Genomic DNA, 25,065 nt, shown 5'->3' on the forward strand with positions numbered 1-25,065 from the left:
TGTTTTTATCTAGGATAAAGCAGGAGCTTTTTCTTCAATATTTTCTTTTTAAACTAGTTATATTAATCGCATGAAGAATCATTAAACCAGTTAGCAAATACCAAATGGCTAGTTTATAGGTTGCATAATCAATGGTACCAATATAACGATCATAAAGCTCGATTGACAACCACCCTAAAGCAATTAATGGAAATACTATGCTGTATGACTTATGTGAAATACTGCGCCCTCTCTCATCCCTTCCCTCACTCCCCCATTCAAATCTAAAAGTTAAATATATTGCAAAGAAAAATATTATTACATATGCAATCCTCGCAACAAATAATAGAACTTCTAACATTTTGTTATTCCTCCTCATGCTCATATTGAAAAACTTCGTGTAAATCCACATTGAAGAATAATGCCAATTCGAAAGCCAATCTTAAAGAAGGATTGTATTTATTTTTTTCTAGTGAAATAATTGTTTGTCTACTCACCCCTAACTGATCTGCAACTTCTTTTTGTGACAGACCTTTTTCTGCTCTAAGAACAATAATTCGATTGTGGATTCTCATATTATTTGAACATTCCAAATACTATCACTCCTTTGAATTAGAGTAATATATTTTTAACAAAAAGTAAAATTTTTTTTACACTAAGGAAATAACTGTTCAAACTTTACTCTTATTCGATATGATAATAATCAGAATATTATATAAGGAGTGATGAATGTGCCGTTTGTTGCTTTACTACGCGGAATCAATTTGGGTGCTAAGAATAAAGTCGATATGAAATCATTGAAGTTACTATTTGAAGAAATGGACTATGAAAATGTGCGAACGTATATTCAAACTGGGAATGTGATTTTTGATAATGCTTCTTATGACGCACAGCAGTTGGAAAACGTGCTTCGTGAAACGTACGGCTTTGATATACCAGTCGTTGTCCGGTCAAAGAAAGAACTAGAAGAGATTCAGCAGCATCCTATTTTCTTGAAAGAGCAAGTGTATGTGATGTTTTTAGAACGTGAAATTTCGGACGAACAACAAGCATTATTAGATAGTTTAGTAGACGATGAGTTTGCCGTATGGAATCGTCGAAATGTCATTATTAGTCTGTCGAAAAACTATCATCAAACCAAATATACAAATGCTTTTTTTGAGAAAAAACTTGGTATGGCCTCTACTGCGCGGAATCGGAATACGGTAAATAAGATTGTGATGAAAATGTAAATGGGTTTCCACCTTGTTGAGGGGTGGAAACATTTTTTAGTTGCTCTTACTGTTGAATTAGTTGCTTTCATTCTAGATTTGATTGCTCTTTCTTATTAATTGATTGCTCTCACTGCCCTGTTAGATGCTCTTCACCATTTAATGTAAAAATAAATAATACCTTTTATGGGAAAGTCCATTAGACATTAGCTTTATTTATGTAAATCTATAATTATAATAAAATTTTCAAATGACTTTATTTCGGTTAAGCTTAATCTAGAACAAAACAAGGGGGATTTATAATGTCGTTTGTTTTTAAATCAATAGACCATGTCCAGCTAGCAGCTCCTAAAGGTTCAGAAACAGTAGCCAAACAGTTCTTTAGTGGGATACTAGGGTTTCAAGAAATAGAAAAGCCTGAGATATTAAGAAAAAAAGGTGGAGTCTGGTTTGCATTTGCAAATTATCAAATTCATATCGGCATCGAAGAACCATTCGCACCAGCTAAAAAAGCCCATCCGGCTTTTCAAGTAGACAACTTAGAGGCATTGAAAATGCATTTAACTAAAAATGAAGTCAGTTACATCGTGGACAAAGATTTACCGGGAGCCAATAGAATTTATGTACATGATCCTTTTGGTAACCGCATAGAAATTCTAGAATGGATTTAATTCGATATATTTTGCAGAAAAAACACCTTGGTCTCAATTAAGCCAAGGTGTTTTCAAGCTCTATTTTCTTTGATTTTTTTAAACTTGCTTTTCTCTTTCTCACTGCACCGTTCCAAGAAAAGTTTGTACCTATTCTTAATATTATCTCAAGTGGACCTCTTCTTATTTTTTTCAAATATAGAGAACTACACACACATTGTAATGCAAAAATTACAAGCCCTAGAATAATACTATTTAACATTCCGAGGTCTCCGAACAATCCTAAACCATAACCATAAAAGATGGTCGTACATATAACACTTTGCATGATATAGTTCGTAAGAGAAAGCTTACCGACACTTTCAAAAGCGAGAAATACCTTCGAATAGGCGAACGCGACAAATAGAAGTGCAAATAGAGATATATATCCAACAGAAAGAAGCTGGGCACCAACATTTAATAAGATTCCAGACCAAGCATTTTCTTGTAGAAGTACACTAGCACCTTTTAACGCAATACCAATTGGCAATAGTACTACTCCTATCTTATACCTTTTTTGTTCCGAACTAGGTCTAGTAAACAAGTTAACTTTTGCTGCCGCCATTCCAAATAGAAATAGTGGAGCAGTTACAAATGGAGCTAAAATCATAACGAAAATTAGAAAGAATTTGTCCTCAATTAAAGGTGGCATCTCATTATTTCGATGATAAGAAACTTCTGAATAAGTGCCGTTTGTATAAATATCATTTGTTTTATTTATGTAAGTCGAAAGTTTTTCTGCCTCTTCTTTCGTTTCTTCCAACACCCCGTAGCTCATCGCGCTCGTTAAAAGAAATAAAACAGCCCCCCATATGATCAGCGTTTTTACCTTCCTGTTTATGAAAAGTAATAAAAAGAAACCCATTAATCCGTAGAAAAATAAAATGTCTCCTTCCCAAATATAAATACTATGTAATAAGCCAAGTACCATAAGCAAGAGGAACCGTCTAACTAAATGCCATCTCACCCTAACATCTTTTTTCCTTAATGATTCCACCAGTTTAATAAGTGAATATCCAAACAAAAATGTAAAAATCGGCATAAAACTGCCTTCTACTACTATTTTTATAAAATTGTATGCTCCTGTATCAAGATCTGACAGCGAGAAGTAAGAAATTTCATCTTTCCCAAACATCCCGTATTGAAATATCAGCATGTTGGCCAGTAATATGCCGAATAGACTAAAGCCTCTTAAGCTATCTATTAATCTTACTCTTTCCATTTCCCCTAAAACCCTCCTAGAATTTGTCTGGAACTAATTTAATTATAACGAGGATAAGTAAACAATTTTGACTTTTTTTGTGATGTTACTGTAAATAATTCTTTAACATATACATTTCTATAAACCTAGGTTCTCGTAATATAGTAACTGGTGGATTATCCGATTATTGTGGATTATTATACGATAATCGCACTTCATCATCCGATTGTCGGCTTTCCGTTAAGATTGGGCATGAAATAAGCGCTCTATCAGTTATTTAAACTGATAGAGCGCTTATTCTTATCACAAATCATCAAATCCATTATCAATCGCATTCACTTTTACGTATTGGCGAGATTTTTGTTCAAAGAAATCCGTTTTTGTACCATCTATATTGTCCGCGTATGCACGAATCCATTTCATCGGATTTTCTACATATTCAGGGTATATTTCATTAAGCCCGAGTAGACGCAGCATTTTATTTGCACGGTATTTGATATAGCCTTGCATATCATCTAGGTCGATTCCTTCAATATCCTTCAATACATAATTAGACCACTCGATTTCTAACTCTACGGATTCCTCGAATTGCTCGTAAACCCAGCCAATTAATTCTTCATTATTAAGCTCGGGATTTTCAGATAAAGTGGCTCTAAACAACTCGGAGATAAAGCGCCCGTGCTCGAGTTCATCACGATTAATATAGCTGATCATCGTGGATGTACCAACCATTTTATTGTAACGCGCTAAATTGTAGAAAAATGCAAACCCAGAATAGAAAAATAATCCTTCTAATAATGTCGTGTATGTTAATGTTTTGACTATATTTTCAGTTGTAGGGTTTTCCACAAATTCATTATAGTATTTAACAATATTCTCGTTTCTTTTCAACAAAATCGCATCTGTTCTTCCAAAATCAAATGATTTATTTTGCTCGTCTAGTGATACAACCGAAGATAAGACGTATGAATAACTTTCGTTATGCACAGCTTCTTGCTGTGCAATTACCGCCATAATCGATTGGACAGATGGATCTGTTGCATAGAGAGATATTAATAATGCTGTTCTTGTTTGCGGTGCATCGAGTGTTGCAAGTAAACCTATTACTTTTAAATAAGCTTCTTGCTCTGCTTTTGTTAAATTTGGAAATTGTTTTACATCACTCGACATATTCACTTCGTCTGCTTGCCAGTAATTTCCGAGTAATCGCTTATATATTTTATACCAGTGTGGATAAGCGATATCATTCCAATTTAGTATACCACTTGATTTGCCATTAAAAATTCCTGTCGATTTATTAGGATTTCTAGGGTCTAATGTTTTTGCTTTTTCCATGTTCAATGACTCCCTCTAACCACTTAGTTACTATTTTTTCTTGGCTTCCTCTTGGAGATTGTTCTATTTTCAAGCCTTCGTATGTACTGTTATAAAAATTTCTTAACTTATCAACAGCTCCGCAAAATAAAACATCTCCTCCGAACTGCGTATCGCCGGAACCAAACACGTATACAACGTCCGGTTTGTAGCCAATTTCACGAGCAAAATCTTTCATTTCGTCTGGTATGCTGCCTTTATCCCATGTGAACGTTCCGAAAAATAACTTGTCATATGTGGATAGATCCGGCACTGTGCCGAAACCTACCATATACATATCCACAACATATCCACTTGCTTCAAGCTGGTCCTTTATTAATTCCGCTACTTCCTCTGTGTTTCCGCTGTAGCTCAAATAGCAAATAATTGCTTTCATTAGCTTGAACAAGAATCGCAATCGACTAATTCAACGGAAGTTGAGCGTACATAATACGTCGTTTTGAGTCCACTGTTCCATGCATCTAAATGTAAATCTAGCAGCTCTTTTGCCTTGATCGTATTTTGCACGTATAAATTTAATGAAACACCTTGGTCGATATGACGTTGACGTGCGGCATTTTGTTTTAATGTCCAATGTTGATCAATGAAATAAGCCGATTTATAAAACCATGTCGTCTCGGAATTCAAATCAGGCACAGTTACAGGAATTTTGTAATCCTTCTTCTCTTCGGAATAGAATTTTTGGAAAATCGGGTCAATACTTGCCGTGCTTCCAGCTAAAATAGATGTCGATGAGTTCGGTGCAACTGCCATTAAATAGCCGTTACGAATTCCATTTGTAGCGACTTCATGGCGTAATTCATTCCACTGTTCGCTGTCGTACTGGCGATTTTCAAAGTAAGCTCCTGTTTGCCAATCTGACCATTCAAATAAAGGATAAGCCCCTTTTTCTCTCGCTAATTCACTTGATGCCTGGATTGTTAGGAAAGCGACTCTCTCATATAACTTATCTGCAAACTCTACTGCTTCATCGGATTCCCATCGAATATTTTTTAGAGCAAGTAGGTGATGCCATCCAAACGTACCAAGACCGATTCCACGGTATCTTGCATTCGTGCGCTCCGCTTGCGGAACTGGAATCATATTTAAGTCGATAACATTATCCAACATGCGCACTTGGATTTTGATTAAGCGTTCCAATACATCCGCTGGAACTGCTCGTCCCAGATTAATAGAAGATAAGTTACAAACAACAAAATCCCCAGGTTTACGACGAGTGACAATAATATCGTCTTCTAATTGAATCGATTCGAAAGAAGTAGCGCTTTGGTTTTGGAAAATTTCTGTACAAAGATTACTGCTGTACACCATCCCTGCATGCTTATTTGGATTACTTCGATTCACCTCATCACGGTAAAACATAAAAGGCACACCTGTTTCAAGCTGAGAGCGCATAATTCGTTTCATCAAGTCGATTGCTGGAACTGTTTCGCGAGATAAGCGATAGTCATTCACGCATTCTTCGTATTTTTGTCGGAATGACCCTTCGCCACGTTTTTCGTCGTAAAAGTCTTCTAATGAATAACCTTTTAACTGGCGAACTTCATGTGGATCAAATAAATGCCATTCTTCCCGTGCATCTACTTTTTCCATAAACAAATCTGGTAAGCAAACACCAGTGAAAATATCATGTGCGCGAAGACGATCATCTCCGTTATTTAGTCGCAAATCTAAAAATGTAAAAATATCTTTATGCCAAACATCTAAGTAAACAGCAATTGCCCCTTGACGTTGTCCAAGCTGGTCCACACTTACCGCTGTATTATTTAATTGCTTGATCCAAGGCAAGACACCACTGGATGCTCCTACAAATCCACGAATCGACGAACCTCGACTTCTTACTTTTCCCATATATACGCCAATTCCACCCCCAAATTTTGATAGGGTCGCAACGTCTGTATTACTGTCGTAAATTCCTTGTAAACTGTCATCGACTGTATCGATGAAACAACTTGAAAGCTGTCCATGAGGCTTCCCTGCATTCGAAAGAGTCGGCGTTGCAACTGTCATATATAAACTGCTCATTGCCCAGTAGGATTCTTTAATTTTAGCAAGACGATTTTCTTTTTCGTCTTTCATAAGCGTCATTGCTATTAACAACCAGCGCTCTTGTGGAAGCTCCACAATGGATTTATCAAAGTCTCTTGCAACGTATCGATCTAGCAATGTTTTCAATCCGATATAGGTAAATAAATAATCACGCTCTGGCACGATTATTTCAGCTAATTGTTGGAGTTCCTCAGATGAATAGGACTCCGCAATTCGTTGATCGTAAAGCCCTTTAGAAATTAGTGCTTGTACATTACTTTCAAATTTTCCATATACCCCGTCCGGAGATGTCCCTCTTTGTGCTGCTACTTTTTCATAAACATCTTGCAAATGGATGCGCGCTGCGACAAATGTCCAGTACGTCTCTTGTTCATCTAAAAAGCTTAGTGCTTCTAGCGACATCGACTTAGCCCATGCGGATGTCGTTCCTTCTGGAAATTTCGCTATCCATTTTTCATGTACTTTCACTAATGGAGCAATATTTCCTTCTCCGAATTCGTTTATTAGTTGGTGCAATAGTTCTTCTTTTGTTGTGTTTAATATAGTTGTCATATAGTCTCCTCCTTAGTTAAATGTGCTGCTTGCTCCTTGGGCCACAAAAAAGCGATGACCTAGCCTCTTCGGCTGAGTCATCGCTCAAAATGTAAAGTAGGAAACAATAGGACAATCCCTTCAGAATGAGTAAGAAAGAGTCCTTCGCCTCCACCTCTCAACCCCCGAAGAAAGTGTTGCTTCGTACGACAAAAAGGCAGGTCTACTGGCTCGTGTTTCATCCTTCTGTTGTCCTTCCCACGATTGCTCGCAGTGGCTATTTCAACAGTCGTCTACACTTACAGTTGCGGGGACAGCTTCGGCATTTCACCGAATTCCCTTTTAAACCGTAACGGTACCTAATTATCGTTCACATACTATATATTGTGTTTCTTTTATTTATATAGCCTAACATATTGTGTTTAAACATGTACAGAGGAAAGAAACAATTGCATCCAAAGAATCATTTTGACAATTTTTTGATCAACTAAAAACTAGAAGTGGACTTTAGTGTATCTTGTTTTCCGAGCTTTCTATGAGGAATAGTGGTCGTAAAAATAATGCGCAATATTTCCCTTAGTACTAGCGATACAGCTTAGCTAGCAAATTCCTTGGATTGGAGCGGAAGGCGGCGACACCTGCCGGATGAGTGAGAAGATGAGACTTCACATCGTACGCTTAAGCGTCGGTGAAGGCTCATCGCTCACCCGGCGGAAAGCGTCCGTCTGAAGCGGAAATCCCAGCGGTTATTTCCTTAAGACGCACTATAATCTAGAAAGTGGTGCACCCTTTGTCATTATGGGAATTATCCACATTTGTGTACTTTATAATTTTCCTAAGACATAAAAAGACGGACATCTGTAAAATGTCCGCCTTTTTTATTACGTAAATACAATAATTGCTAACACCGCCGCTAATACCAAACGATAAATTGCAAATGGCATTAATTTAATACGCGATATCAATTTCAAGAAAAATTTAATCGAAATAAGCGCGAATACAAATGCACTTATAAAACCTACTACATAAAAACCTAAGTCATCCATATTAATCTGCTCCCAGTTTTTCAGAACAGACACTAGGCTTGCTCCAGCCATAATTGGCACTGCCATAATGAACGTGAAATCTGCCGCTGTTTTATGGCTCAACCCGAATAATACCCCACCTGAAATCGTTGCACCTGAACGAGAGAAACCTGGCCATAATGATAGACATTGCACAAGACCTACTTTAAATGCTTGTGCATATGTAATTTGATCTAAACTAACGATTTTCGGTTTTTTCGGTCCAAACTTATCCGCAACAATCATTAAAATGGATCCAGCTACAAGGCTGTATATAACTGTTTTTACACCAAATAAATTATCATCAATAAAGTCCTTTAAAGCGAATCCTAAAACAATCGCAGGAAGCATACCAACAATCACATGTAACAAATTGAACTGTTTACTCGATTGCTCACTTTCTATTTTATACAATCCTACTAAACTAAATAGTCGTTTCCACATAACTACTACTACCGCTAATATAGAGCCTAATTGCACAACAATTTTAAATGTATTAGCTGAATACATCCCTAAAAACTGTTCCGTTTTCAACCACATATCATCAACAATGATCAAATGCCCCGTGGATGAAACAGGTGCAAACTCCGTCATACCTTCAACAAAGCCTAAAATTAATGCTTTTAATAACTCTAAAAGTTCCATAAGATCTCCTTAGTCGCGTTTTTTAAAATACCAAACAAGAAATGCAATACCTACAATTGCTAAAATAGCATACACGATATTCGAGTAAATATCCATATACCCTACGATTTGATCCCAATTCTCTCCGACCGCTGCTCCAACCGAAACTAAAGCCGTATTCCAAATGAGCGTTCCTAAAGTTGTAAATAATAAGAATAACCCAAACTTCATATTCGACATACCAGCTGGAATCGATATTAAGCTTCTAACAAGCGGAACAAGTCTTCCGAAAAACACTGCCCAAACGCCGTATTTATTAAACCAAGCGTCCGCTTTATGAATATCTTTAATCGATAAACGTAAGAACTTCCCATACTTCTGAACTATTTTCTCTAAACGCTCTACATCTAACAGCGTACCGATCCAATACAAAATAGCTGCTCCAATAACCGAGCCGGCCGTTGACGCAACAATTATCCCGAACTTGGTCATCATTGTTGTAGTCGTCATAAATCCTCCGAGCGTTAAAATAACTTCAGAAGGGATTGGCGGGAAAATATTTTCGATTAATATTAATAAAAATACACCAAGATAACCAAACTGATTCATCCAGTCTGCAATCCACGCTTCCACTATACTTCCACGTCCCCTAACTTAATATTTACTGACCATAACTCCGATTGGCTCCCTAAACGAATAGGTGGACCCCAAAAACCAAAGCCGGAAGATACTATAGCATGCAAGCTTCCTTTTTGTTTATACCCGTAATCTAATTCAAATAATTTCCGAGTAAAAAGATGATTCGGCCACATTTGCCCACGGTGTGTATGTCCAGATACGTGAAAATCAGTGCCCTCTTTTTCTGGAATCAATAAATTCGAAGGTGTATGATCCATCACAAACCATGGGAGATTGTGTTCTTGCGGTGCTAAATCTGAAAGTTGCTTTCTTTCTTTATTCGTTAAATCTTCTCTTCCAGTTAAATAGAACGAATCTGCTACTACAATAGTTTCATCTAGTAACATTTTTACATTAGAAGCTTCCATCTCTTCTACTAATAGCGGGATTTGCTTGCCGTAATACTCATGGTTTCCAAGTACTCCATAATTACCATACGTAGAAGTGAGTTGTTTCATTACCTCAGACATTCCTTTTTTCACAAACCAAATTGGATCGTCATCGACTAAATCGCCAACTAATAATACTACATCTGGACGCTCTTCGTTCGACTTTTTCACAAAACGTTTTAAATGCGCCTTATTGGATAATAAACCAAGATGAAAATCAGAGGCAACTACCACTTTTAACTCATCAAGATTCGCTTCCTTTTTGGGTAACGTAATGGAAAGCTCACGAACAACGGGTGTATATGCATTGTACGTTCCAATAACAACACTTAATACAAATAAAAGGAAAACAATCGAACCTATGACTATGAGTTGATCTGGCATGATCCATGTCATAATTGTTGCTAATGGAAAAAGGATTATCCCATACTGCATAATAATCATCCAATAGGAACCTATTATATGAAACAACCGTAATCGATGGTCGATTCTAGCAATTAACAAAGCATATGCAATTAATGCCCATATAACAAAGAAAACTAATTTATTTACAGGCATAATAGCTTCTAACCATGTAAGGACACTCCAACCAAAGTAAAACACTATGGCAGAATAGACAAGAATTACTGTTAAAATAGCGCCTATTTTCTTCATGTTCTGCTCTCCAATTTATGTATTTTTCATTAGTATAGCAGATTTTGAAAGGAGATAATCGCGCAAGCGCAAATTCAAAATTTGCACTCAATCACACGAGGTGAGATTGATCTTATTAGGATTACTACGCCTCTAGACCGATACGAAAATCATTTCTAAGCCCGTTTTGAGAAGATCGTGGAATTGATAAGCTATAACTACAAACGAGAGGAGGAACACTCACATGAAAAAATTTGGTTTATTAGTACTCGGTATTATTGCAGGAATCGTAGCCCTTGCTAACTTAGGTTCCCTATTAGGATTAGGCGTGTCGGCGTTAATCGTATTTGCGGGGATACACTTCTATTTAAAAAGTGAATCTACTTTCTTGAAAATCTTTTGGGCAAGCGTTGGTATTCTTGGGTTAATCTCTGCAGTAGTGAACGTACCTGGTTTCTTCGGAATTTTGGCAATCGTAGGTGTCTGGTACGTAGTTAGAAAATGGAATAACGAAAATGTAAGCTTTTCAAAACCAGTAGTAAAGTCAGATGACCCATTTGTCAATTTCGAAAAACAATGGAACGAACTTTCAAAATAAGGAGGAAACAAACATGACATCATTATGGAATCGATTAAAATATTCAGTAGAGGCAGATTTACACAAACTATTCGATAAAAAAGAAGAAAAAAACCCAATCGCAATGCTGAACCAATACATCCGTGAAGCAGAAAAACAAACAGAGCAAACTGGTAAATGGTTAGAACGCCAAGGACAATTAAAACAACAGCTTGAAAAAGAGCTTGCGGAAACTACGGAAATGGTAGAAAAACGTACGCGTCAAGTAGAGCTTGCTACTGCAAGCGGTGAAGAAGATTTAGTCGCTTTTGCACAAGCGGAAGTAGATGCTTATAGCGAAAGAACAGCTGTCTTACAAAACAGTATTTTACAAACTACCGAAGAACTTTTCGGGTTAGAGCGTAAATACGAAGAGATGAAGCACAAAATTAAAGACATGAAAGTGCGTCAATTACAATTAATGGGCAAAGAAAACGTAACACGTGCGCATCACCAAATGGATCGTGTGCTGCAACCAGAACAAAAAGAAAAAAACTTCGGCACATTCCAAGAGATGGAACATTATATCGAACGCCTAGGACAAAAGATTGAAATAGAACATGAAGTAACTTCGATGGAACAACGTTTATTAATGTTAGAAAAAAACGCACAAACGAAGCAAGAAATTGTGTAAACTATAGATAATGATGAGGGGAAGTAATTTTATCTTCTCCTCTATTTATATCTTTACGAACAATAAGATATGTACTTAACGTTTTAAGTCTGTATCTTACTGTTCGTATAAAAAGGAGGGAAACTGTATGAAGGAAAACCAAACGAACAAGCTTGCCTTTATTCTCATCTGTTTTGTTTTTCTTATGTTCATTGAGGCTACAGTTTTTGGAAACGGTAGTATTGTATTAGCCCTTCTTGGCATTGGAATGATCTATTTTAGCCTTCGTAAACAACGTCGTTTTTTATTTTGGACTGGGGTCATCTTTCTTCTTATAGCTGTTTTTTCTATGTGGAGTTTGCGACTTTTACTGATGGCCATTATGATGTACATCCTTTACAAGCTTTGGAAAAATGAACCGATCCGTAATATGGTCCGACCATTTGGTAATGTATATGAAGAAACACAAAATAGTATCATTCAAAATAAGTTATTTTCCGCACAAACGACTCCTTTTCAAGCGTATGAATGGCAGGATGTCCATGTACAAGGTTTTTATGGAGAGCATGTGATTGATGTGACGGAAACCGTTTTACCGAAAGGTACATCTTTTATTTCTATTCGTCAAACGCTCGGAAAAGTGGTCATTTATGTTCCGTATGAAATTCCTGTACGACTCCATTACGCAACAATTATTGGAGAAGCGAGTATTTTCGGACGTGGCGCTCAGCGCTTATGGAACCAATCTATCGTATTAAAGGATGGTTATTTGAATGATGTGACATATGCTTCGGAGTTAGTAATCACTGTATCTACATGGATCGGGGATATCGAGGTGATTCGCAAATGAAGATTTTTCTAGGGCAAGGTTTTTCTATTTTTATTATTTTATTGGCACTGGCAGCTCTTCTTTTATATGCCGTCTGGGGTTGGCCAAACGATCTAATATGGTGGTCTTTACTAGAAAATACGTATGCACAAATACCTTTGGGGGTTTGGATTATTGTTGTGTTAGCATTTATGAGTTTTAGTTTTTCATTGAACACACTTCAAAAGGTACGGGACCAAGAAAAAAAGATTGAAACAGGCTTACGACCATTGTTAGAGGCAGAAACTTATGTACCGAGCAAAAAAAAATATGTGTATTCCAAGCGACTGCAGGTTACAGCTAATCAGTTAGAACAACTCATTTTTACGCAACGAAAAACATTACAACGAATAACAAATGAAAAAGCAGAAGCACAAGATAAGCTTATTCAAGAACGAATCGTCCAAGAAAGACAAAGATTGGCAAGAGAATTGCATGATTCAGTTTCACAGCAACTATTTGCGGCATCGATGCTTCTTTCTACAATGGTGGAAATAGAGGAATCGCAGCACGGTGAAGCTTCTAAAACATTAATGCAAACCGAAAAAATTGTGCAACAAGCCCAGCTGGAAATGCGGGCATTACTTCTCCATCTACGTCCAGCAGCTTTGCATGATAAATCATTGAAGCAAGGAATGGAAGAACTTTTAGTTGAGCTTCAACAAAAAGTATTTTTCACCATACGGTACCGTTTAGAAGAAGTAGCATTACCAAAAGGGGCGGAAGATCATTTATTCCGCATTGCACAAGAAACATTGTCCAACACATTGCGACATGCAAAAGCAACAGAAGTTGATATTCTATTTGTCGAACGCGACGGTCTTGCCATTTTCAGAGTACAAGATAATGGCGTTGGATTTGAATTATCTGACTCAAAAACAGGCTCGTATGGTCTGGAAAATGTAAAAGAACGGGCAGTCGAAATTGGTGCAACTTGCAAAGTAGTTTCGGTTCCTTCCCAAGGCACGATTGTCGAAGTGAAGTTACCAATTGAGAAAGGTGAAATACTGACGGAAATAAAACAGGAAAAGGAGATAGAAAATGATTCGAATATTATTAGCCGATGATCATGAAATGGTTCGGATTGGCGTATCTGCTTATTTACAAGCTCAACCCGATATGGAAGTTGTCGCGGAAGCAGTAAATGGGCAAGAAGCGGTAGAAATGGCGCTCCAGCATAAACCAGATATTATCTTAATGGATATGGTCATGCCCATTATGAATGGTGCAGAAGCGACACGCGAAATCGTACAAAAGTGGCCAGAAGCAAAAGTAATGATCGTCACCAGCTTTATCGATGACGATAAGGTATATCCCGCGCTTGAAGCTGGGGCAATCAGCTATTTATTGAAAACGTCCAAAGCTTCTCATATAGCCGACTCCATTCGTAAAACACTTAGTGGCGATGCCGTTCTAGAACCTGAAGTAACGAATAAAATGATGAAGCGCATGCGCCAAGGCTCTGAACAGGCACTACATGAAGATTTAACGGATCGGGAACGTGAAGTATTGCTCCTTATGGCGGAAGGGAAAACAAATCAAGACATAGCTGACACCCTTTTTATCGCATTAAAAACAGCTAAAACGCATGTCAGCAATATTTTATCGAAACTGGAAGTAAGTGACCGGACGCAAGCTGTTATTTATGCGTTTGAACATAAGCTTGTTACTCCGAAAAAATAACCGATAAAGGCTTTTTATCATATGCTAATGAAAAGACGAAGTAAAGGATGTTAGCATACATGATACCTGAAGATCCGTATGATGGATTACCACCTAACCTTGCCTTGTCCATTGAAGTTTTAGGATCTGCCATTATTTCGATTGGGTTTATAGTAAATACTATCGCGGCAGGCGTTGAGTTGTATGAAGCAAATCGGGATGATAAGGTAGATGAGCGGGCAGCACGAGATCAAAAACGACAAGTTTCCGAAATGCAGAATAAGCTTGATAGTTTGTTAGATCAAATGGAAGCGATGAAGAAAGAAAAAGATGAGTGTAGAAACTGTTCCCGACATAAAAGAGGATGACCAGAGTGATGGGGTGCTTATAAAAAGAGGATAACCTTAATAGATCATCCTCTTTGTATTTGGTGAAACCAATCTTTTACCTCTTTATCTGTTTGAAAACGATACAATTTATGATCATAAACATTACACTTCATTATAAACTCTGGCTTCATTTGCTCTTCGAAGTATTTATTCCATTTGAACATTCGAAGGAACATAGAGAATGTCGGTTTATAATTTGCTTTCTCTATTCGCAACAACTGGTAAATATATCTTTTTACAATTCGCTGTACCCGCTTTTGAGAAGGGAAATCTAAAAAGATAATTTGATCCGCTACTTGCAACCCTGGATCTGTCCAATCTTTATGAACTCCTTCAATAACCCAATGGTCCAATATAATCGCATCCTGTAACAGCTGATCACGCACTTCTATTTCATTTCGAATGTCCCCCTTCAGATGCCTTGTCCATACGAAATTATCTGTTTCAAAATGTGGGACTTGAAGCTTTGCTGACACTTTACGCGCTAGCGTTGTTTTACCACTACCAACCGATCCTACTATATAAATCTTCATCTCTATAACCCCCTATTAATAAGTATATCTAAAATGGAGAGAGATCGCTTTTCAGCTTAGCTTGTATTTTTTCCAATAAAGTGGTACTTTCTATACTAAATACACTACAACAAAGGAGGCTTTTTTATCGACACACAACGAAACCTGCCCAAAGTCGTTCCAGTCTACAAACGTATACTCCACCGTCTATCTAAAGAACAAAATATCTATTTCGAAATAGAAAAGAAGATTCGGTCCGCCGAAGCGGGATATAAAGGTGAATGTTATGTCGACAACTTTTTAAAACAAGTGAATTTTCCCAAACACTCCGCCATCCTAAAAAATCTCCATTTCCAATTGCATGAAAATAACTATGTTCAGCTCGATACGCTCATCCTGACTAAAAAATATATTGCCATTTTAGAAATTAAAAACATTCGAGGCAAAATATCTTTTCAAAAAAATCCCGATCAACTGATTCGTGAAGTGGATGGTGTAACCACCCCTTTTAAATGTCCTGAACAACAGCTAAAAAGACAAGTCAAAAATTTGCAAACCCTTTTACAAACGCTTAAAATAACCCTCCCTATCAAGAGCTTCATAGTGCTAGCATATTCTAAAACACATGTTGTACTTCCCCCACAGTACACTAAAATTGTGATGGGCTGTGATCTGTTTAATCATATAGACGATTACAACCAACTTCCAGATACCATCTCGACAGTTAAATTCCAGCAATTACTGAACTATTTAATATCCCAATCCCGAGATTTCATCCCAAAACCTTTAGCACAAACCTATCCATTATCGGTCTCACACATTAAAACAGGCCTGTTTTGTCCAAACTGTGCTATAAAACTAAAGGATCGGACTAAATGTCCAAATTGCAAAATCCCCAAACTGCTCATGCAAAAACAAGCGATTGAAGATTGGTTTTACCTTGTAAAAGATACAATTTCCAATCGGGAATGCGTCTATTTTCTTGAACTTAAAGACAAGTATGCAGCAAGCTACTTGTTGAAAAAACTAGATCTTCAACCCATGAACCACTACAAATCCAGATACTATGTCATGCAGAAATCTAAAGCCTCTAAACGCGACCATTTGTGAGGTCGCGTTTTTGGGTTATAGGATCGTCTACTACTAAACTCAAGGATTTTACAACTTTCCTTGCTTGTTCCACTTAAAGACTTTTCTTTCGGAGGTAAAACAAGCAGATTTACTGGATAAAATCACCTTTTACAACTAAACTCGACGTTTTTACAACTAAATCCTCCGAAATTACAACTAAGACCTTCAGTTTTACAACTATCCTTGCTTGTTCCACTTAAACACTCATCTTTCAGAGGTAAAACAGGCGGATTTACTGGATAAAATTACCTTTCACAACTAAACTCGACGTTTTTACAACTAAAGCCGCCAGTTTTACAACTAAACTACCCCTCACTAACAACCAACCCTATTTCCTCACACCAAAAAGCGAGAAACCCCTGCTAAGGTTTCTCGCTTCTGTTAAATCACTCCAATTTTCACTGTTACTTTAAATAAATCGCCATCTACTTCCATTCGTAAGCTGCCACCATGTAAGTCTACGATCGATTGTGCAATCGCAAGCCCTAAACCGGATCCGTCTGTATGGCGAGATGTGTCTGCTCGTTTGAATCGCTCGGTTAATTCATCGATATTATTACCTAATTCATACTTCGCTATATTTTTAATAACGAAAACAGCTTCTCCGTCCAGTTGATCCAAGTTGATATACACCCTTGTATTTGGGAGGGCATATTTCAACGTGTTGATGATTAAATTATCAAGCACTCGCCACCATTTTTGTCCGTCGACGTAGGACATAATTGGTTTTTTTCCAATTGCTACACGGTAATCTAACCCTGATTTATCGATATCTTCCTGGTGTTCGGCAATTGCTTGTTGCAATAATTGCGTTAAATCGACTTTTCTTTTATCTAATTCGATATTGCCTGATGCCATTTTAGACACTTCGAATAAGTCCTCTATCAGAGTTTTCAAACGCATCGATTTTTTATCTAAAATCGCAATATATGATGCTCGCTCTTCATCTGTAATGCTTGGATTTTTTAACAAGTCCGTATACGTAATGATCGATGTTAACGGGGTACGAAGATCATGGCTTACATTTGTGATAAGCTCCGTTTTTAATCGCTCACTTTTTGCTTGTTCTGAATGAGATGACTTAATTAGGTTACGTATTTCATTCAACTTATCGGCATGCTCTTTAATTGCTGATTTTCCTTTTATTTCCATCCCATTTCCAATAACGCCTTTCGCCATTTCCTCCGTTTTCACGAAAATACGGTTTAAGTACGCCATTCTAGACATTAAAACAACGAGTACTGGAATCCCTATCAATAAAGTCGCTGGTATCCAAACGATTAATGCCACTGGTAACATGATTACAAGCAACGTTCCAGCTCCCCAGAAAAACACGACGATTAACATGATTAACGTTTGAAGCCCGATAGATTGCTTCAAGAAAAATCCTTCTAACGACTTTCCCCAGCTATAGATAAGACTTCCCTTCCAGTCAACTAACCCAAATCCAGCACGCATCCACTTCCATTGGTATAGCGTGAACGCTGTAAAAATTACTGCAAAAATAAATGTATAGATTTGCATATCATAGTCATTATATGTTACAAACATTACCAAACTTGACATAGTAGTTATGGCTAATAAAATACTAAGAATAAAAGATGCTAATTTTATATCAATCGGCAACTTACGATACTTTTCTTCGCTTCTCTCGTGTCGAAAGGTTTCGCTATTTTTTCTCCACAATAAAGTAAATGCTACTGCCGCTAAAATTCCTGCTACGACTACTCCGTAAAACTTACGTTGGTTTGTTATAAAACTTTTATATTCATAAGCTCTATGTCCACTTAAAATACTCGATTCCGGAATAGCAATGGTTCCTTCAAAACGCGCAAAGGGATTTCCCATCATATCACTGATTAGCCAACTTTCATCCAATTGTTGAAAGACAGTACGCTCTTTTAAGTAGCCATATTTACTAGAATATTCTTTTTTATAGGCGTTTTTCGAACTTATTTCTCCGTTTGTAAAATGCTCTCCTGTTTCGACATTTTTTAAGTCATACACAAAGTCCTCTTTTTGACTTAATAAATCATTTTTTGCATGTTCAATTGATTTGTAATAGCTATCTACTTGCGCTTCTTTTTCCGCTCGAATCTTGTTTTCTACATAGCTATCATCTTCAAAGTTTTTCGTAATATCCGCTAACCTTTTATCACGCTCTGCAAGCAAAGTCTTGTTCGGTGTTTGTACGGTCGTGGTTTCTTCTTGTACTGTGTCTGACGCTGCTTCTGTCGATACTTCCCCTGCCCTAATTTCGTATTGATTTCTTATCGAATTCAATTGGCTCTCTAGGTCCCCAAATCGATAGCGGTATTCCTCTATTTCCTCTGGCGTTACTGTAATTTTTTTCTTCACTTCTTCTTTATCTGGTGTTGCTAAAACTAACGGAATTATGGATGTCTCAAACTCGGATAACTGCCACCCAAATTCATCACTATCAAAATAACTCATACCGATAAATTTCCGTCCTTGTTCTATTAGTGTAAATAGTGATAACAAAATGATTACCGCCAACACACTAATTAAAATATTTCTTCCTATTGCATGCTTCATCCTGCAACGCCTCCTTTCATATTTCGTATAATTTGAACAAAACTTTCTTTTATTTCTATTAGTGGCATCCAGTTAGCTAGACAGTAGATTAGACAAATAATGCCGCACACAATTGCTAAAATAGACAATAGTAAACTCCATTTACTTGTCGATTTTATAGCCAACACCCCACACCACCTTCACATATCTTGGATTTTTCGGATCTGCTTCTATTTTTTCGCGTATTTTTCGAATATGCACCGCTACAATGTTTTCAGCATTATAGGCAGGTTCATGCCAAACGCGCTCGTATATTTCATTGATAGAAAAAACTCGTCCTGCATTTACCATCAAAAGCTCTGTGATTTTAAATTCGATGGGCGTTAGCTTCACCGGTTCCCCTTCGACCGTAAGTTCTTTTGCCTCTTTGTTTAACATGAGTCCATCGACTTCAATGATTGCTTGCTGCCCTTGATATGTACCGAGCTTTGTGTAGCGTCTTAGCTGCGATTTCACGCGTGCCACTAGTTCCATTGGATGGAAAGGTTTCGTTACATAATCATCTGCTCCGACCGATAATCCGTGAATTTTATCCGAATCCTCGGCCTTCGCACTCAGCATAATAATTGGGATATTTTTTTGTTCTCGTATTTTAAATGTTGCTGCTATCCCATCCATTTTTGGCATCATAATATCTAATACAATGACATGCACTTCATTTTCTTCTATTAACTGCAGTGCTTCTAGTCCATCCGCAGCTTTCAACACATTGTATCCTTCGTTTTTCAAATAAATTTCGATACCATCACGAATATCTTGGTCATCATCGGTCACTAATACTGTAAACTGGGTCATCTGCTTACCTCCAAACCTTCTTCCTTATGTTTCTTATTGTACCGTTCATTTCTTAACATTCCAGAAGGATAATTATGAAGAATTTCTTAAGAAAAAAGTAAAATTATTAGAATGTAACTTTCTACGAGGTAAACTGTCTAATGATATAAAGGAGTGATTCCATGAAAAAACTTATTTGGGGTGTATTTTCGATTTTCATCATTTTGCTCCTAGCGAGCTGCGGATCTTCGACTACAGGCGGAGTTCCGCAACTGCAGGAAGACAAAACTATTACGACTAAATTAGAAATAAAAGAAGATGGCAATGCTTCCTTTACGATTAAAAATGAAACAGAAAAAGAGAAGAACTTAACATATCCAAGTGGGCAGGAAATTGAATATCAACTGATAGACAATGAAAATAATATTGTTTATACGTATTCAGCTGATAAAATGTTTACCTTAGCGCTTCAAGAAAAAGTACTAAAACCAAATGAAGAAATAGTCATTCCACTTGATTTACAAACAGAATTAGCAAATGTACCTGTTGGTTCTTATACACTCATTGCTTGGTCTACTTCAAATGAATTAAAGGAACAAAAAGAACAGGTAGCTTATACGTGGGCTGGAAATGAAGAACTGGAAAGCGGTATATCATCTGAAACAATTACCGTCTATCAAGGGGATGCAAATGCGGAGTATGTGGAACCATATGAAATAATAATTGATCCTTCAGGTGATGTAGTTCGCCAAATTTTTGAAGAAATAATGGTGCTTGATGTTGGATTGATTGACTATCGTTTTGAGAATAATAACACGAAATTAGTATTAAATATGGACAGCGGATTAAATAATGTACAAGGAAGTGCCGGGGAGAACATGTTCATCGGAACCATTGTACACTCCTATTTTGATAATTTTCCCGAAGTAGAGGAAATATATTTTGAAAAAGAGGGCGAATCTCCGGTTACACTCGCTCATCTAGTTGTGTCGGAGCCATTTACGCGAGATCGATTCTATTCTAATTCACCTAACTAAAATATACTCTTTTATAACCATAGTTCGAAACGCAACTAACGTATACACTTAGGTATAAATAGCAAAGTAAAATTATTTTAACAAGGTGGGCTTTACATGACAAATCATGAAAAAACGAATTTACCTCCAAAAACATGTTCAATTGAACGATTAATCACGAAAGAGTCTGATATAGAACTAGTTTTACAAGGGAAGAAAACAGCTACTCGACGTAACGGACGTTATGCAGATGTAGGTGAAGTGATGGAACTAAGTGGTCAGTCTTTTGTTATTGATCATGTGTATATTCAAACGCTCGGTGATTTGACCAATGCGCATGCACAACAAGAAGGATTTGAATCAGTAGAGGACTATAAACAATCAATTCTGTCTTATCACCCTGGTATGCCATGGTTACCTCATATGACAGTTTGGGTTCATGAATTCGCTCCGGTAAAAGCTTAGGTACGGAAATTTTTCCACTATAAAACCACCTGCCATTATTGGTTGGTGGTTTGTTTTACATCTTTTCGTTCATAATAATATAGTGACATCCACGATCTCATCTAGTTGCAATGTGAATGATGTGAGAACGTCTTCCATTTCAATTTTCCTTCTATTTATATCCACCCAAATTACCTTTCCTAAATGAATATGGAATACTCCATTTCTCCATGTTTTTATTTCCACTTCTACATTTCGTTTCATCGCTAGTTGAATATTTTCTTGAATGATATCTAAATCCCATTCATCTAGGTCAGGACGGGGAGCTCTCTTTTGTTCCTCCATGTATTCTCTAAGAAGTTTAACGTGTTCTGGCAACATCATTGCAACCCACTTTTTATTTCCTCGATCCCGTACTTTTGACAAATCTAGTTCACCCAAATTATCCACCTAGATCACCTTGCTTTCTTTTAGACTAACAGGAGCGATTGCTAATACGTTCGTTATGAGAAATGTTCGCTTTGCCTTTCTGTTAAAGCAATATGCTTGAAAAGAGTTATCTTGTACCTTCAGTATTTTAACCCTTCTACTGCTGATTTCATTCAATTTAGATAGGTAAATTAATTCAATATTTTGCCCTCGACTGAAATATTTCTCTAATGATTCACGCACAAACGTTCCCCCTTTTCATTCAGTATATGAAACGTATGTTCTTTTTACAACTAGAAAATACTGCTATTTGCATTTTATTTTATTTGTTATAAATTTTTTCATTTCTTAAACCCAGAAAAGCCCCATCCGTCTCGTTAAAGAAGATAGGGCTTTCGTATGGAGTTATTCTTCGTTCATGCCGATGCAACGTTCGCATTCATAAAGGGATGATTCTACTTTCTCATGAATTTCACATCCGCATTCACGACAATGTTTGGTGCTTACTTCTGGAGTAGTTGTTTTCATGCAAATCACCTCCTATAATTTTTCATAGCCTGGCAATGTGAGAAATTCAACAAAATCTTGTTTACTTATTAAAGAAAGGAATAGCTCGGCAGCTTCGGTATAACGACCATTTGCATAGTTCTCGCTGCCAAATGCTTTTTTCAGCTTATCTAGTTCTTCTTGCAATGTTTCTCGTACTAAACTTTCGGTAACTTTTCGACCGTCCTCCAATTTTCCTTCTGGATGACGAATCCATTGCCATACTTGTGTACGCGATATTTCTGCGGTAGCAGCATCTTCCATTAAATGATTGATCGGTGCTGCTCCGTTCCCACGTAACCAAGACGCAATATATTGAACCCCTACACTGCAATTTAAACGCAAGCCATCTTCTGTAATAGAGCCTTGCGGAACTTCCAATAAATTCTTCGCGTCTACTTGCACGTCTTCTCGTTTACGATAAATCTGGTTCGGTGTAGGCATATGCTCATCAAATTCTGCTAATGCTACAGGTACCAGACCAGGGTGTGCTACCCATGTTCCATCATGCCCATCTGTTGCTTCCCTTCGTTTGTCTTCTCGAACTTTTGCAAATGCAGCTTCGTTTGCTGCTTCGTCTCCTTTAATCGGAATTTGTGCTGCCATTCCACCGATTGCAGGGGCATTTCTACGATGACAAGTTTGGATGCAAAGTTGTGTATACGCTCGCATAAATGGCGATGTCATCGTCACTTGACTACGATCCGGTAAAATCACATTTGGTTGATTGCGCAACCGTTTAATATAACTGAAAATATAATCCCAACGCCCGCAGTTCAGCCCTGCAGAATGGTCTCGTAGTTCATATAATATTTCATCCATTTCGAAAGCAGCCATAATGGTTTCGATTAACACAGTGGCTTTAATCGTCCCACTTGGAACATCTAGCTGCTTTTCTGCAAATACGAAAATGTCATTCCATAATCTTGCTTCTATATGGCTCTCAAGCTTTGGTAAGTAGAAATAAGGACCGGTTCCACGAGCTAATAATTCCTTTACATTATGGAAAAAATATAAGCCGAAATCGAAGAATCCACCTGCAATCTGCTCTCCGTCGATGAGCACATTTTTCTCGAGTAAATGTAAGCCTCTTGGACGAACCATTAGAATGGCTGTCTTTTCTTTTAAGTTGTACTCTTTACCGTTGTCTTGTTTAAAAGAAATGGTTTTTCGAACAGCATCGCGCATATTTACTTGGCCTTCCATCATATTATCCCAAGTTGGTGATGTCGCATCCTCGAAGCAAGCCATAAATGTTTTGGCACCGGAGTTTAATGCATTGATGACCATTTTGCGATTGACGGGTCCTGTAATTTCTACGCGTCGATCCTTTAAGTCTTCGGGAAGTGGGGCAATTGTCCAGCCTCCTTGCCGAATGGCTTTTGTATCTAGTAAGAAATCTAGTGTCCCTCCATTATCAAGCTGTTTTTGGCGTTCTTGGCGAGTTTCCAGTAATTCTATTCTTCTTTCATTAAACAAGCGGTGAATCGATGCTATAAAATCTAATGCTTCTTCTGTTAGGATTTCTCTACTTGCTTCTGTTTCTTTTCCCACTATTTCAATCTTTTTAGCTGTTGTTTGTTCCATTTATTAATAACCTCCATCCCCATGATTGATTATATAAATTGTGCTACTTCTGTAGAACCGCGCATCGCTGTCGTAGATGAAGTTCCACCAGATATTACTTGGGTAATTTCATCAAAGTAACCTGTTCCAACTTCACGTTGGTGTTTCGTAGCCGTATACCCTTTTTCCTCGTTCGCAAATTCTGCTTGTTGAAGTTTGGAGTATGCTGCCATTCCGTTTGTTTTATAGTCATGTGCTAGTTCAAACATACTGTTGTTTAATGCATGGAAACCAGCAAGTGTTACGAATTGGAACTTATAACCCATTTTTCCTAACTCCACTTGGTATTTTCCAATTGTCTCATCATCTAAATTTGCTTTCCAATTGAATGAAGGTGAGCAGTTATATGCAAGCAATTTCCCAGGAAATTGCGCATGAATCGCATCGGCGAATTGTTTTGCTTCCTTTAGACTTGGGTGGGACGTTTCACACCAAATAAGATCCGCATAAGGAGCATATGCTAAGCCACGTGCGATTGCTTGCTCAATACCTGGTTTAGTACGGAAGAATCCTTCTGGCGTTCTTTCACCTGTGATAAAATCTGCATCCCGTGGATCAATATCGCTTGTTACCATATCCGCCGCGTCCGCATCTGTGCGTGCGATTAATACAGTTGGTACACCAGACACATCCGCTGCTAAACGAGCCGCAATTAAATTACGAATCGCATTTTGTGTAGGAAGAAGTACTTTTCCTCCAAGATGTCCGCATTTCTTTTCAGATGCTAACTGATCTTCTAAGTGAACACCTGCAGCCCCAGCCTCGATCATGCCTTTCATTAACTCAAACACATTTAATGGTCCACCAAATCCAGCTTCCGCATCAGCAATAATTGGTGCGAACCAGTCGAAATGATCTCCTCTTCCTTCTGCTTGATCGATTTGATCGGCACGTTGTAATGCTTGGTTAATACGTTTTACAACTGCTGGCACACTGTTTGCCGGGTAAAGACTTTGATCGGGATACATTTGTCCTGAAAGGTTTGCATCTGCTGCAACTTGCCAGCCACTTAAGTAAATCGCTTGGAGTCCCGCTTTTACTTGTTGTACTGCCTGATTCCCTGTGAGGGCTCCAAGCGCATTAATAAAATCTTCCTTGTGTAAAGAATTCCATAAACGCTCCGAACCTTTACGAGCTAGCGTATGTTCAATTTGTAAGGAGCCACGAAGCTTAATCACTTCCTCTGGTGAATATGGACGTTCAATTCCTTTCCAACGATTTTCTTGATCCCACTCTGCACGTAATTGTTCTACTCGTTGTTGCCTTGTTAACATGTTCATCATCCTCTCTTCATTTAATGTATGAAACAGTTAAAAACATTACTTTCTTACTGTTCCATAACAGTTTGTTTTCTTGTAATCTACTATATAACAATATTCTGAATTTTGCATAGACTTTTAGATAAACGACTGTTTAAAGAGG

At 37.5% G+C, this 25,065-nt stretch carries 29 protein-coding genes and 1 riboswitch; of the genes, 11 read left to right on the top strand and 18 right to left on the bottom strand.

The genetic code is table 11. The features are described 5' to 3' along the window. Positions 1-34 precede the first annotated feature (34 nt). Positions 35-340 carry a hypothetical protein gene (locus ACIQYS_RS12375; protein WP_402979973.1) on the bottom strand — a complete coding sequence of 102 codons (306 nt, stop codon included), beginning with the start codon at positions 338-340 and terminating at the stop codon, positions 35-37. Between the two features lie 4 nt (positions 341-344). Then, on the bottom strand, positions 345-554 hold the full coding sequence (locus ACIQYS_RS12380) for a helix-turn-helix transcriptional regulator (RefSeq protein ID WP_402980169.1): 210 nt from the start codon (positions 552-554) through the stop codon (positions 345-347). Positions 555-710: 156 nt separating this feature from the next. Here ACIQYS_RS12380 and ACIQYS_RS12385 point away from each other — a divergent pair, with 156 nt between their 5' ends. After that, the gene (locus ACIQYS_RS12385; protein ID WP_402979976.1) at positions 711-1,211 is read left to right on the top strand and encodes a DUF1697 domain-containing protein; all 501 of its coding nucleotides are present in this window, start codon (positions 711-713) and stop codon (positions 1,209-1,211) included. A gap of 281 nt (positions 1,212-1,492) precedes the next feature. Beyond that, positions 1,493-1,861 (top strand): VOC family protein, encoded by a 369-nt coding sequence (locus tag ACIQYS_RS12390; protein ID WP_402979979.1) that lies wholly within the window; start codon positions 1,493-1,495, stop codon positions 1,859-1,861. A gap of 37 nt (positions 1,862-1,898) precedes the next feature. Here the strand turns inward: ACIQYS_RS12390 and ACIQYS_RS12395 are convergent, their stop codons facing one another. The 7 genes from ACIQYS_RS12395 to ACIQYS_RS12425 all read right to left on the bottom strand — a co-directional run bounded on the left by ACIQYS_RS12395 (position 1,899) and on the right by ACIQYS_RS12425 (position 10,443). After that, complete coding sequence (locus tag ACIQYS_RS12395; protein ID WP_402979982.1) at positions 1,899-3,101, bottom strand: DUF418 domain-containing protein; 1,203 nt, start codon at positions 3,099-3,101, stop codon at positions 1,899-1,901. Between the two features lie 282 nt (positions 3,102-3,383). Continuing rightward, positions 3,384-4,415: a ribonucleotide-diphosphate reductase subunit beta gene (locus tag ACIQYS_RS12400; RefSeq protein ID WP_402979985.1), complete on the bottom strand. Its 1,032-nt coding sequence runs from the start codon at positions 4,413-4,415 to the stop codon at positions 3,384-3,386. Continuing rightward, on the bottom strand, positions 4,387-4,830 hold the full coding sequence (locus ACIQYS_RS12405) for a flavodoxin (RefSeq protein WP_402980172.1): 444 nt from the start codon (positions 4,828-4,830) through the stop codon (positions 4,387-4,389). Before ACIQYS_RS12405 ends, ACIQYS_RS12400 begins: the two co-directional genes overlap by 29 nt. Then, positions 4,830-7,055 carry a ribonucleoside-diphosphate reductase subunit alpha gene (locus ACIQYS_RS12410; protein ID WP_402979988.1) on the bottom strand — a complete coding sequence of 742 codons (2,226 nt, stop codon included), beginning with the start codon at positions 7,053-7,055 and terminating at the stop codon, positions 4,830-4,832. Before ACIQYS_RS12410 ends, ACIQYS_RS12405 begins: the two co-directional genes overlap by 1 nt. A gap of 178 nt (positions 7,056-7,233) precedes the next feature. Then, a riboswitch (cobalamin riboswitch) is annotated at positions 7,234-7,412 on the bottom strand. Positions 7,413-7,915: 503 nt separating this feature from the next. Next, a complete protein-coding gene (locus tag ACIQYS_RS12415; RefSeq protein WP_402979991.1) occupies positions 7,916-8,743 on the bottom strand; it encodes an undecaprenyl-diphosphate phosphatase in 828 nt (275 codons plus the stop codon). 9 nt (positions 8,744-8,752) lie between these two features. Continuing rightward, positions 8,753-9,355, bottom strand: coding sequence for a DedA family protein (locus tag ACIQYS_RS12420; RefSeq protein WP_402979994.1), 603 nt, complete (start codon positions 9,353-9,355; stop codon positions 8,753-8,755). Further along, a complete protein-coding gene (locus tag ACIQYS_RS12425; RefSeq protein WP_402979997.1) occupies positions 9,355-10,443 on the bottom strand; it encodes a metallophosphoesterase in 1,089 nt (362 codons plus the stop codon). Before ACIQYS_RS12425 ends, ACIQYS_RS12420 begins: the two co-directional genes overlap by 1 nt. A 223-nt stretch (positions 10,444-10,666) precedes the next feature. Between ACIQYS_RS12425 and ACIQYS_RS12430 the strand changes: the two genes are divergently transcribed. The 6 genes from ACIQYS_RS12430 to ACIQYS_RS12455 all read left to right on the top strand — a co-directional run bounded on the left by ACIQYS_RS12430 (position 10,667) and on the right by ACIQYS_RS12455 (position 14,549). Further along, positions 10,667-11,020, top strand: a complete 354-nt coding sequence (locus ACIQYS_RS12430) for a lmo0954 family membrane protein (protein ID WP_402980000.1) — start codon at positions 10,667-10,669, stop codon at positions 11,018-11,020. Between the two features lie 13 nt (positions 11,021-11,033). Beyond that, on the top strand, positions 11,034-11,672 hold the full coding sequence (locus tag ACIQYS_RS12435; protein ID WP_402980002.1) for a PspA/IM30 family protein: 639 nt from the start codon (positions 11,034-11,036) through the stop codon (positions 11,670-11,672). A 127-nt stretch (positions 11,673-11,799) separates the two neighbouring features. Next, a complete protein-coding gene (gene liaF / locus ACIQYS_RS12440) occupies positions 11,800-12,501 on the top strand; it encodes a cell wall-active antibiotics response protein LiaF (RefSeq protein ID WP_402980005.1) in 702 nt (233 codons plus the stop codon). Beyond that, positions 12,498-13,586, top strand: a complete 1,089-nt coding sequence (locus ACIQYS_RS12445) for a sensor histidine kinase (RefSeq protein WP_402980007.1) — start codon at positions 12,498-12,500, stop codon at positions 13,584-13,586. The genes liaF and ACIQYS_RS12445 overlap by 4 nt, the downstream gene beginning before the upstream one ends. Further along, positions 13,561-14,202: a response regulator gene (locus ACIQYS_RS12450; protein ID WP_402980009.1), complete on the top strand. Its 642-nt coding sequence runs from the start codon at positions 13,561-13,563 to the stop codon at positions 14,200-14,202. Before ACIQYS_RS12445 ends, ACIQYS_RS12450 begins: the two co-directional genes overlap by 26 nt. 59 nt (positions 14,203-14,261) lie before the next feature. Beyond that, positions 14,262-14,549: a hypothetical protein gene (locus ACIQYS_RS12455; protein WP_402980012.1), complete on the top strand. Its 288-nt coding sequence runs from the start codon at positions 14,262-14,264 to the stop codon at positions 14,547-14,549. A 44-nt stretch (positions 14,550-14,593) separates the two neighbouring features. Here the strand turns inward: ACIQYS_RS12455 and ACIQYS_RS12460 are convergent, their stop codons facing one another. Continuing rightward, on the bottom strand, positions 14,594-15,103 hold the full coding sequence (locus tag ACIQYS_RS12460) for a P-loop NTPase family protein (protein ID WP_402980015.1): 510 nt from the start codon (positions 15,101-15,103) through the stop codon (positions 14,594-14,596). A gap of 228 nt (positions 15,104-15,331) precedes the next feature. Here ACIQYS_RS12460 and ACIQYS_RS12465 point away from each other — a divergent pair, with 228 nt between their 5' ends. After that, entirely contained in the window at positions 15,332-16,192 is an 861-nt protein-coding gene (locus tag ACIQYS_RS12465; RefSeq protein WP_402980175.1) for a nuclease-related domain-containing protein, read from the top strand. A 402-nt stretch (positions 16,193-16,594) separates the two neighbouring features. Here ACIQYS_RS12465 and ACIQYS_RS12470 read toward each other — a convergent pair whose 3' ends face one another. The 3 genes from ACIQYS_RS12470 to ACIQYS_RS12480 are packed head-to-tail and all read right to left on the bottom strand — an operon-like array spanning position 16,595 to position 19,603. Continuing rightward, complete coding sequence (locus ACIQYS_RS12470; protein WP_402980018.1) at positions 16,595-18,769, bottom strand: histidine kinase dimerization/phospho-acceptor domain-containing protein; 2,175 nt, start codon at positions 18,767-18,769, stop codon at positions 16,595-16,597. Beyond that, a complete protein-coding gene (locus ACIQYS_RS12475; protein WP_402980021.1) occupies positions 18,766-18,933 on the bottom strand; it encodes a hypothetical protein in 168 nt (55 codons plus the stop codon). The genes ACIQYS_RS12470 and ACIQYS_RS12475 overlap by 4 nt, the downstream gene beginning before the upstream one ends. Further along, complete coding sequence (locus ACIQYS_RS12480) at positions 18,911-19,603, bottom strand: response regulator transcription factor (protein ID WP_402980024.1); 693 nt, start codon at positions 19,601-19,603, stop codon at positions 18,911-18,913. The genes ACIQYS_RS12475 and ACIQYS_RS12480 overlap by 23 nt, the downstream gene beginning before the upstream one ends. A gap of 161 nt (positions 19,604-19,764) precedes the next feature. On the opposite strand from ACIQYS_RS12480, the gene ACIQYS_RS12485 reads away from it, so the two are divergent. Both ACIQYS_RS12485 and ACIQYS_RS12490 read left to right on the top strand, forming a co-directional pair. Then, positions 19,765-20,619 carry a BsuPI-related putative proteinase inhibitor gene (locus ACIQYS_RS12485; protein ID WP_402980027.1) on the top strand — a complete coding sequence of 285 codons (855 nt, stop codon included), beginning with the start codon at positions 19,765-19,767 and terminating at the stop codon, positions 20,617-20,619. A 96-nt stretch (positions 20,620-20,715) separates the two neighbouring features. Next, positions 20,716-21,063 (top strand): ASCH domain-containing protein, encoded by a 348-nt coding sequence (locus ACIQYS_RS12490; protein WP_402980030.1) that lies wholly within the window; start codon positions 20,716-20,718, stop codon positions 21,061-21,063. Positions 21,064-21,132: 69 nt separating this feature from the next. On the opposite strand, the gene ACIQYS_RS12495 is transcribed toward ACIQYS_RS12490, so the two are convergent. The 5 genes from ACIQYS_RS12495 to aceA all read right to left on the bottom strand — a co-directional run bounded on the left by ACIQYS_RS12495 (position 21,133) and on the right by aceA (position 24,917). Further along, the gene (locus ACIQYS_RS12495; protein ID WP_402980033.1) at positions 21,133-21,483 is read right to left on the bottom strand and encodes a YolD-like family protein; all 351 of its coding nucleotides are present in this window, start codon (positions 21,481-21,483) and stop codon (positions 21,133-21,135) included. A gap of 9 nt (positions 21,484-21,492) precedes the next feature. After that, complete coding sequence (locus ACIQYS_RS12500) at positions 21,493-21,714, bottom strand: transcriptional regulator (protein WP_402980036.1); 222 nt, start codon at positions 21,712-21,714, stop codon at positions 21,493-21,495. Positions 21,715-21,876: 162 nt separating this feature from the next. Then, a complete protein-coding gene (locus ACIQYS_RS12505) occupies positions 21,877-21,999 on the bottom strand; it encodes a YhfH family protein (protein ID WP_402980039.1) in 123 nt (40 codons plus the stop codon). A 12-nt stretch (positions 22,000-22,011) separates the two neighbouring features. Next, positions 22,012-23,604, bottom strand: coding sequence for a malate synthase A (aceB, locus tag ACIQYS_RS12510; RefSeq protein WP_402980042.1), 1,593 nt, complete (start codon positions 23,602-23,604; stop codon positions 22,012-22,014). A gap of 29 nt (positions 23,605-23,633) precedes the next feature. After that, positions 23,634-24,917 carry an isocitrate lyase gene (gene aceA, locus ACIQYS_RS12515; protein WP_402980045.1) on the bottom strand — a complete coding sequence of 428 codons (1,284 nt, stop codon included), beginning with the start codon at positions 24,915-24,917 and terminating at the stop codon, positions 23,634-23,636. Positions 24,918-25,065 lie beyond the last annotated feature (148 nt).

The organism is Psychrobacillus sp. NPDC096426 (genome assembly GCF_044762745.1).
Taxonomy (GTDB): Bacteria; Bacillota; Bacilli; order Bacillales_A; family Planococcaceae; genus Psychrobacillus.

What these genes read in the sequence shown, in the direction of transcription:
- ACIQYS_RS12375 (WP_402979973.1), bottom strand. Translation starts at nt 340, where the DNA reads ATGTTAGAAGTTCTATTATTTGTTGCGAGGATTGCATATGTAATAATA.
- ACIQYS_RS12380 (WP_402980169.1), bottom strand. Translation starts at nt 554, where the DNA reads ATGAGAATCCACAATCGAATTATTGTTCTTAGAGCAGAAAAAGGTCTG.
- ACIQYS_RS12390 (WP_402979979.1), top strand. Translation starts at nt 1,493, where the DNA reads ATGTCGTTTGTTTTTAAATCAATAGACCATGTCCAGCTAGCAGCTCCT.
- ACIQYS_RS12395 (WP_402979982.1), bottom strand. Translation starts at nt 3,101, where the DNA reads ATGGAAAGAGTAAGATTAATAGATAGCTTAAGAGGCTTTAGTCTATTC.
- ACIQYS_RS12400 (WP_402979985.1), bottom strand. Translation starts at nt 4,415, where the DNA reads ATGGAAAAAGCAAAAACATTAGACCCTAGAAATCCTAATAAATCGACA.
- ACIQYS_RS12405 (WP_402980172.1), bottom strand. Translation starts at nt 4,830, where the DNA reads ATGAAAGCAATTATTTGCTATTTGAGCTACAGCGGAAACACAGAGGAA.
- ACIQYS_RS12410 (WP_402979988.1), bottom strand. Translation starts at nt 7,055, where the DNA reads ATGACAACTATATTAAACACAACAAAAGAAGAACTATTGCACCAACTA.
- ACIQYS_RS12415 (WP_402979991.1), bottom strand. Translation starts at nt 8,743, where the DNA reads ATGGAACTTTTAGAGTTATTAAAAGCATTAATTTTAGGCTTTGTTGAA.
- ACIQYS_RS12425 (WP_402979997.1), bottom strand. Translation starts at nt 10,443, where the DNA reads ATGAAGAAAATAGGCGCTATTTTAACAGTAATTCTTGTCTATTCTGCC.
- ACIQYS_RS12430 (WP_402980000.1), top strand. Translation starts at nt 10,667, where the DNA reads ATGAAAAAATTTGGTTTATTAGTACTCGGTATTATTGCAGGAATCGTA.
- ACIQYS_RS12435 (WP_402980002.1), top strand. Translation starts at nt 11,034, where the DNA reads ATGACATCATTATGGAATCGATTAAAATATTCAGTAGAGGCAGATTTA.
- liaF (WP_402980005.1), top strand. Translation starts at nt 11,800, where the DNA reads ATGAAGGAAAACCAAACGAACAAGCTTGCCTTTATTCTCATCTGTTTT.
- ACIQYS_RS12445 (WP_402980007.1), top strand. Translation starts at nt 12,498, where the DNA reads ATGAAGATTTTTCTAGGGCAAGGTTTTTCTATTTTTATTATTTTATTG.
- ACIQYS_RS12450 (WP_402980009.1), top strand. Translation starts at nt 13,561, where the DNA reads ATGATTCGAATATTATTAGCCGATGATCATGAAATGGTTCGGATTGGC.
- ACIQYS_RS12455 (WP_402980012.1), top strand. Translation starts at nt 14,262, where the DNA reads ATGATACCTGAAGATCCGTATGATGGATTACCACCTAACCTTGCCTTG.
- ACIQYS_RS12460 (WP_402980015.1), bottom strand. Translation starts at nt 15,103, where the DNA reads ATGAAGATTTATATAGTAGGATCGGTTGGTAGTGGTAAAACAACGCTA.
- ACIQYS_RS12470 (WP_402980018.1), bottom strand. Translation starts at nt 18,769, where the DNA reads ATGAAGCATGCAATAGGAAGAAATATTTTAATTAGTGTGTTGGCGGTA.
- ACIQYS_RS12480 (WP_402980024.1), bottom strand. Translation starts at nt 19,603, where the DNA reads ATGACCCAGTTTACAGTATTAGTGACCGATGATGACCAAGATATTCGT.
- ACIQYS_RS12485 (WP_402980027.1), top strand. Translation starts at nt 19,765, where the DNA reads ATGAAAAAACTTATTTGGGGTGTATTTTCGATTTTCATCATTTTGCTC.
- ACIQYS_RS12490 (WP_402980030.1), top strand. Translation starts at nt 20,716, where the DNA reads ATGACAAATCATGAAAAAACGAATTTACCTCCAAAAACATGTTCAATT.
- ACIQYS_RS12505 (WP_402980039.1), bottom strand. Translation starts at nt 21,999, where the DNA reads ATGAAAACAACTACTCCAGAAGTAAGCACCAAACATTGTCGTGAATGC.
- aceB (WP_402980042.1), bottom strand. Translation starts at nt 23,604, where the DNA reads ATGGAACAAACAACAGCTAAAAAGATTGAAATAGTGGGAAAAGAAACA.
- aceA (WP_402980045.1), bottom strand. Translation starts at nt 24,917, where the DNA reads ATGTTAACAAGGCAACAACGAGTAGAACAATTACGTGCAGAGTGGGAT.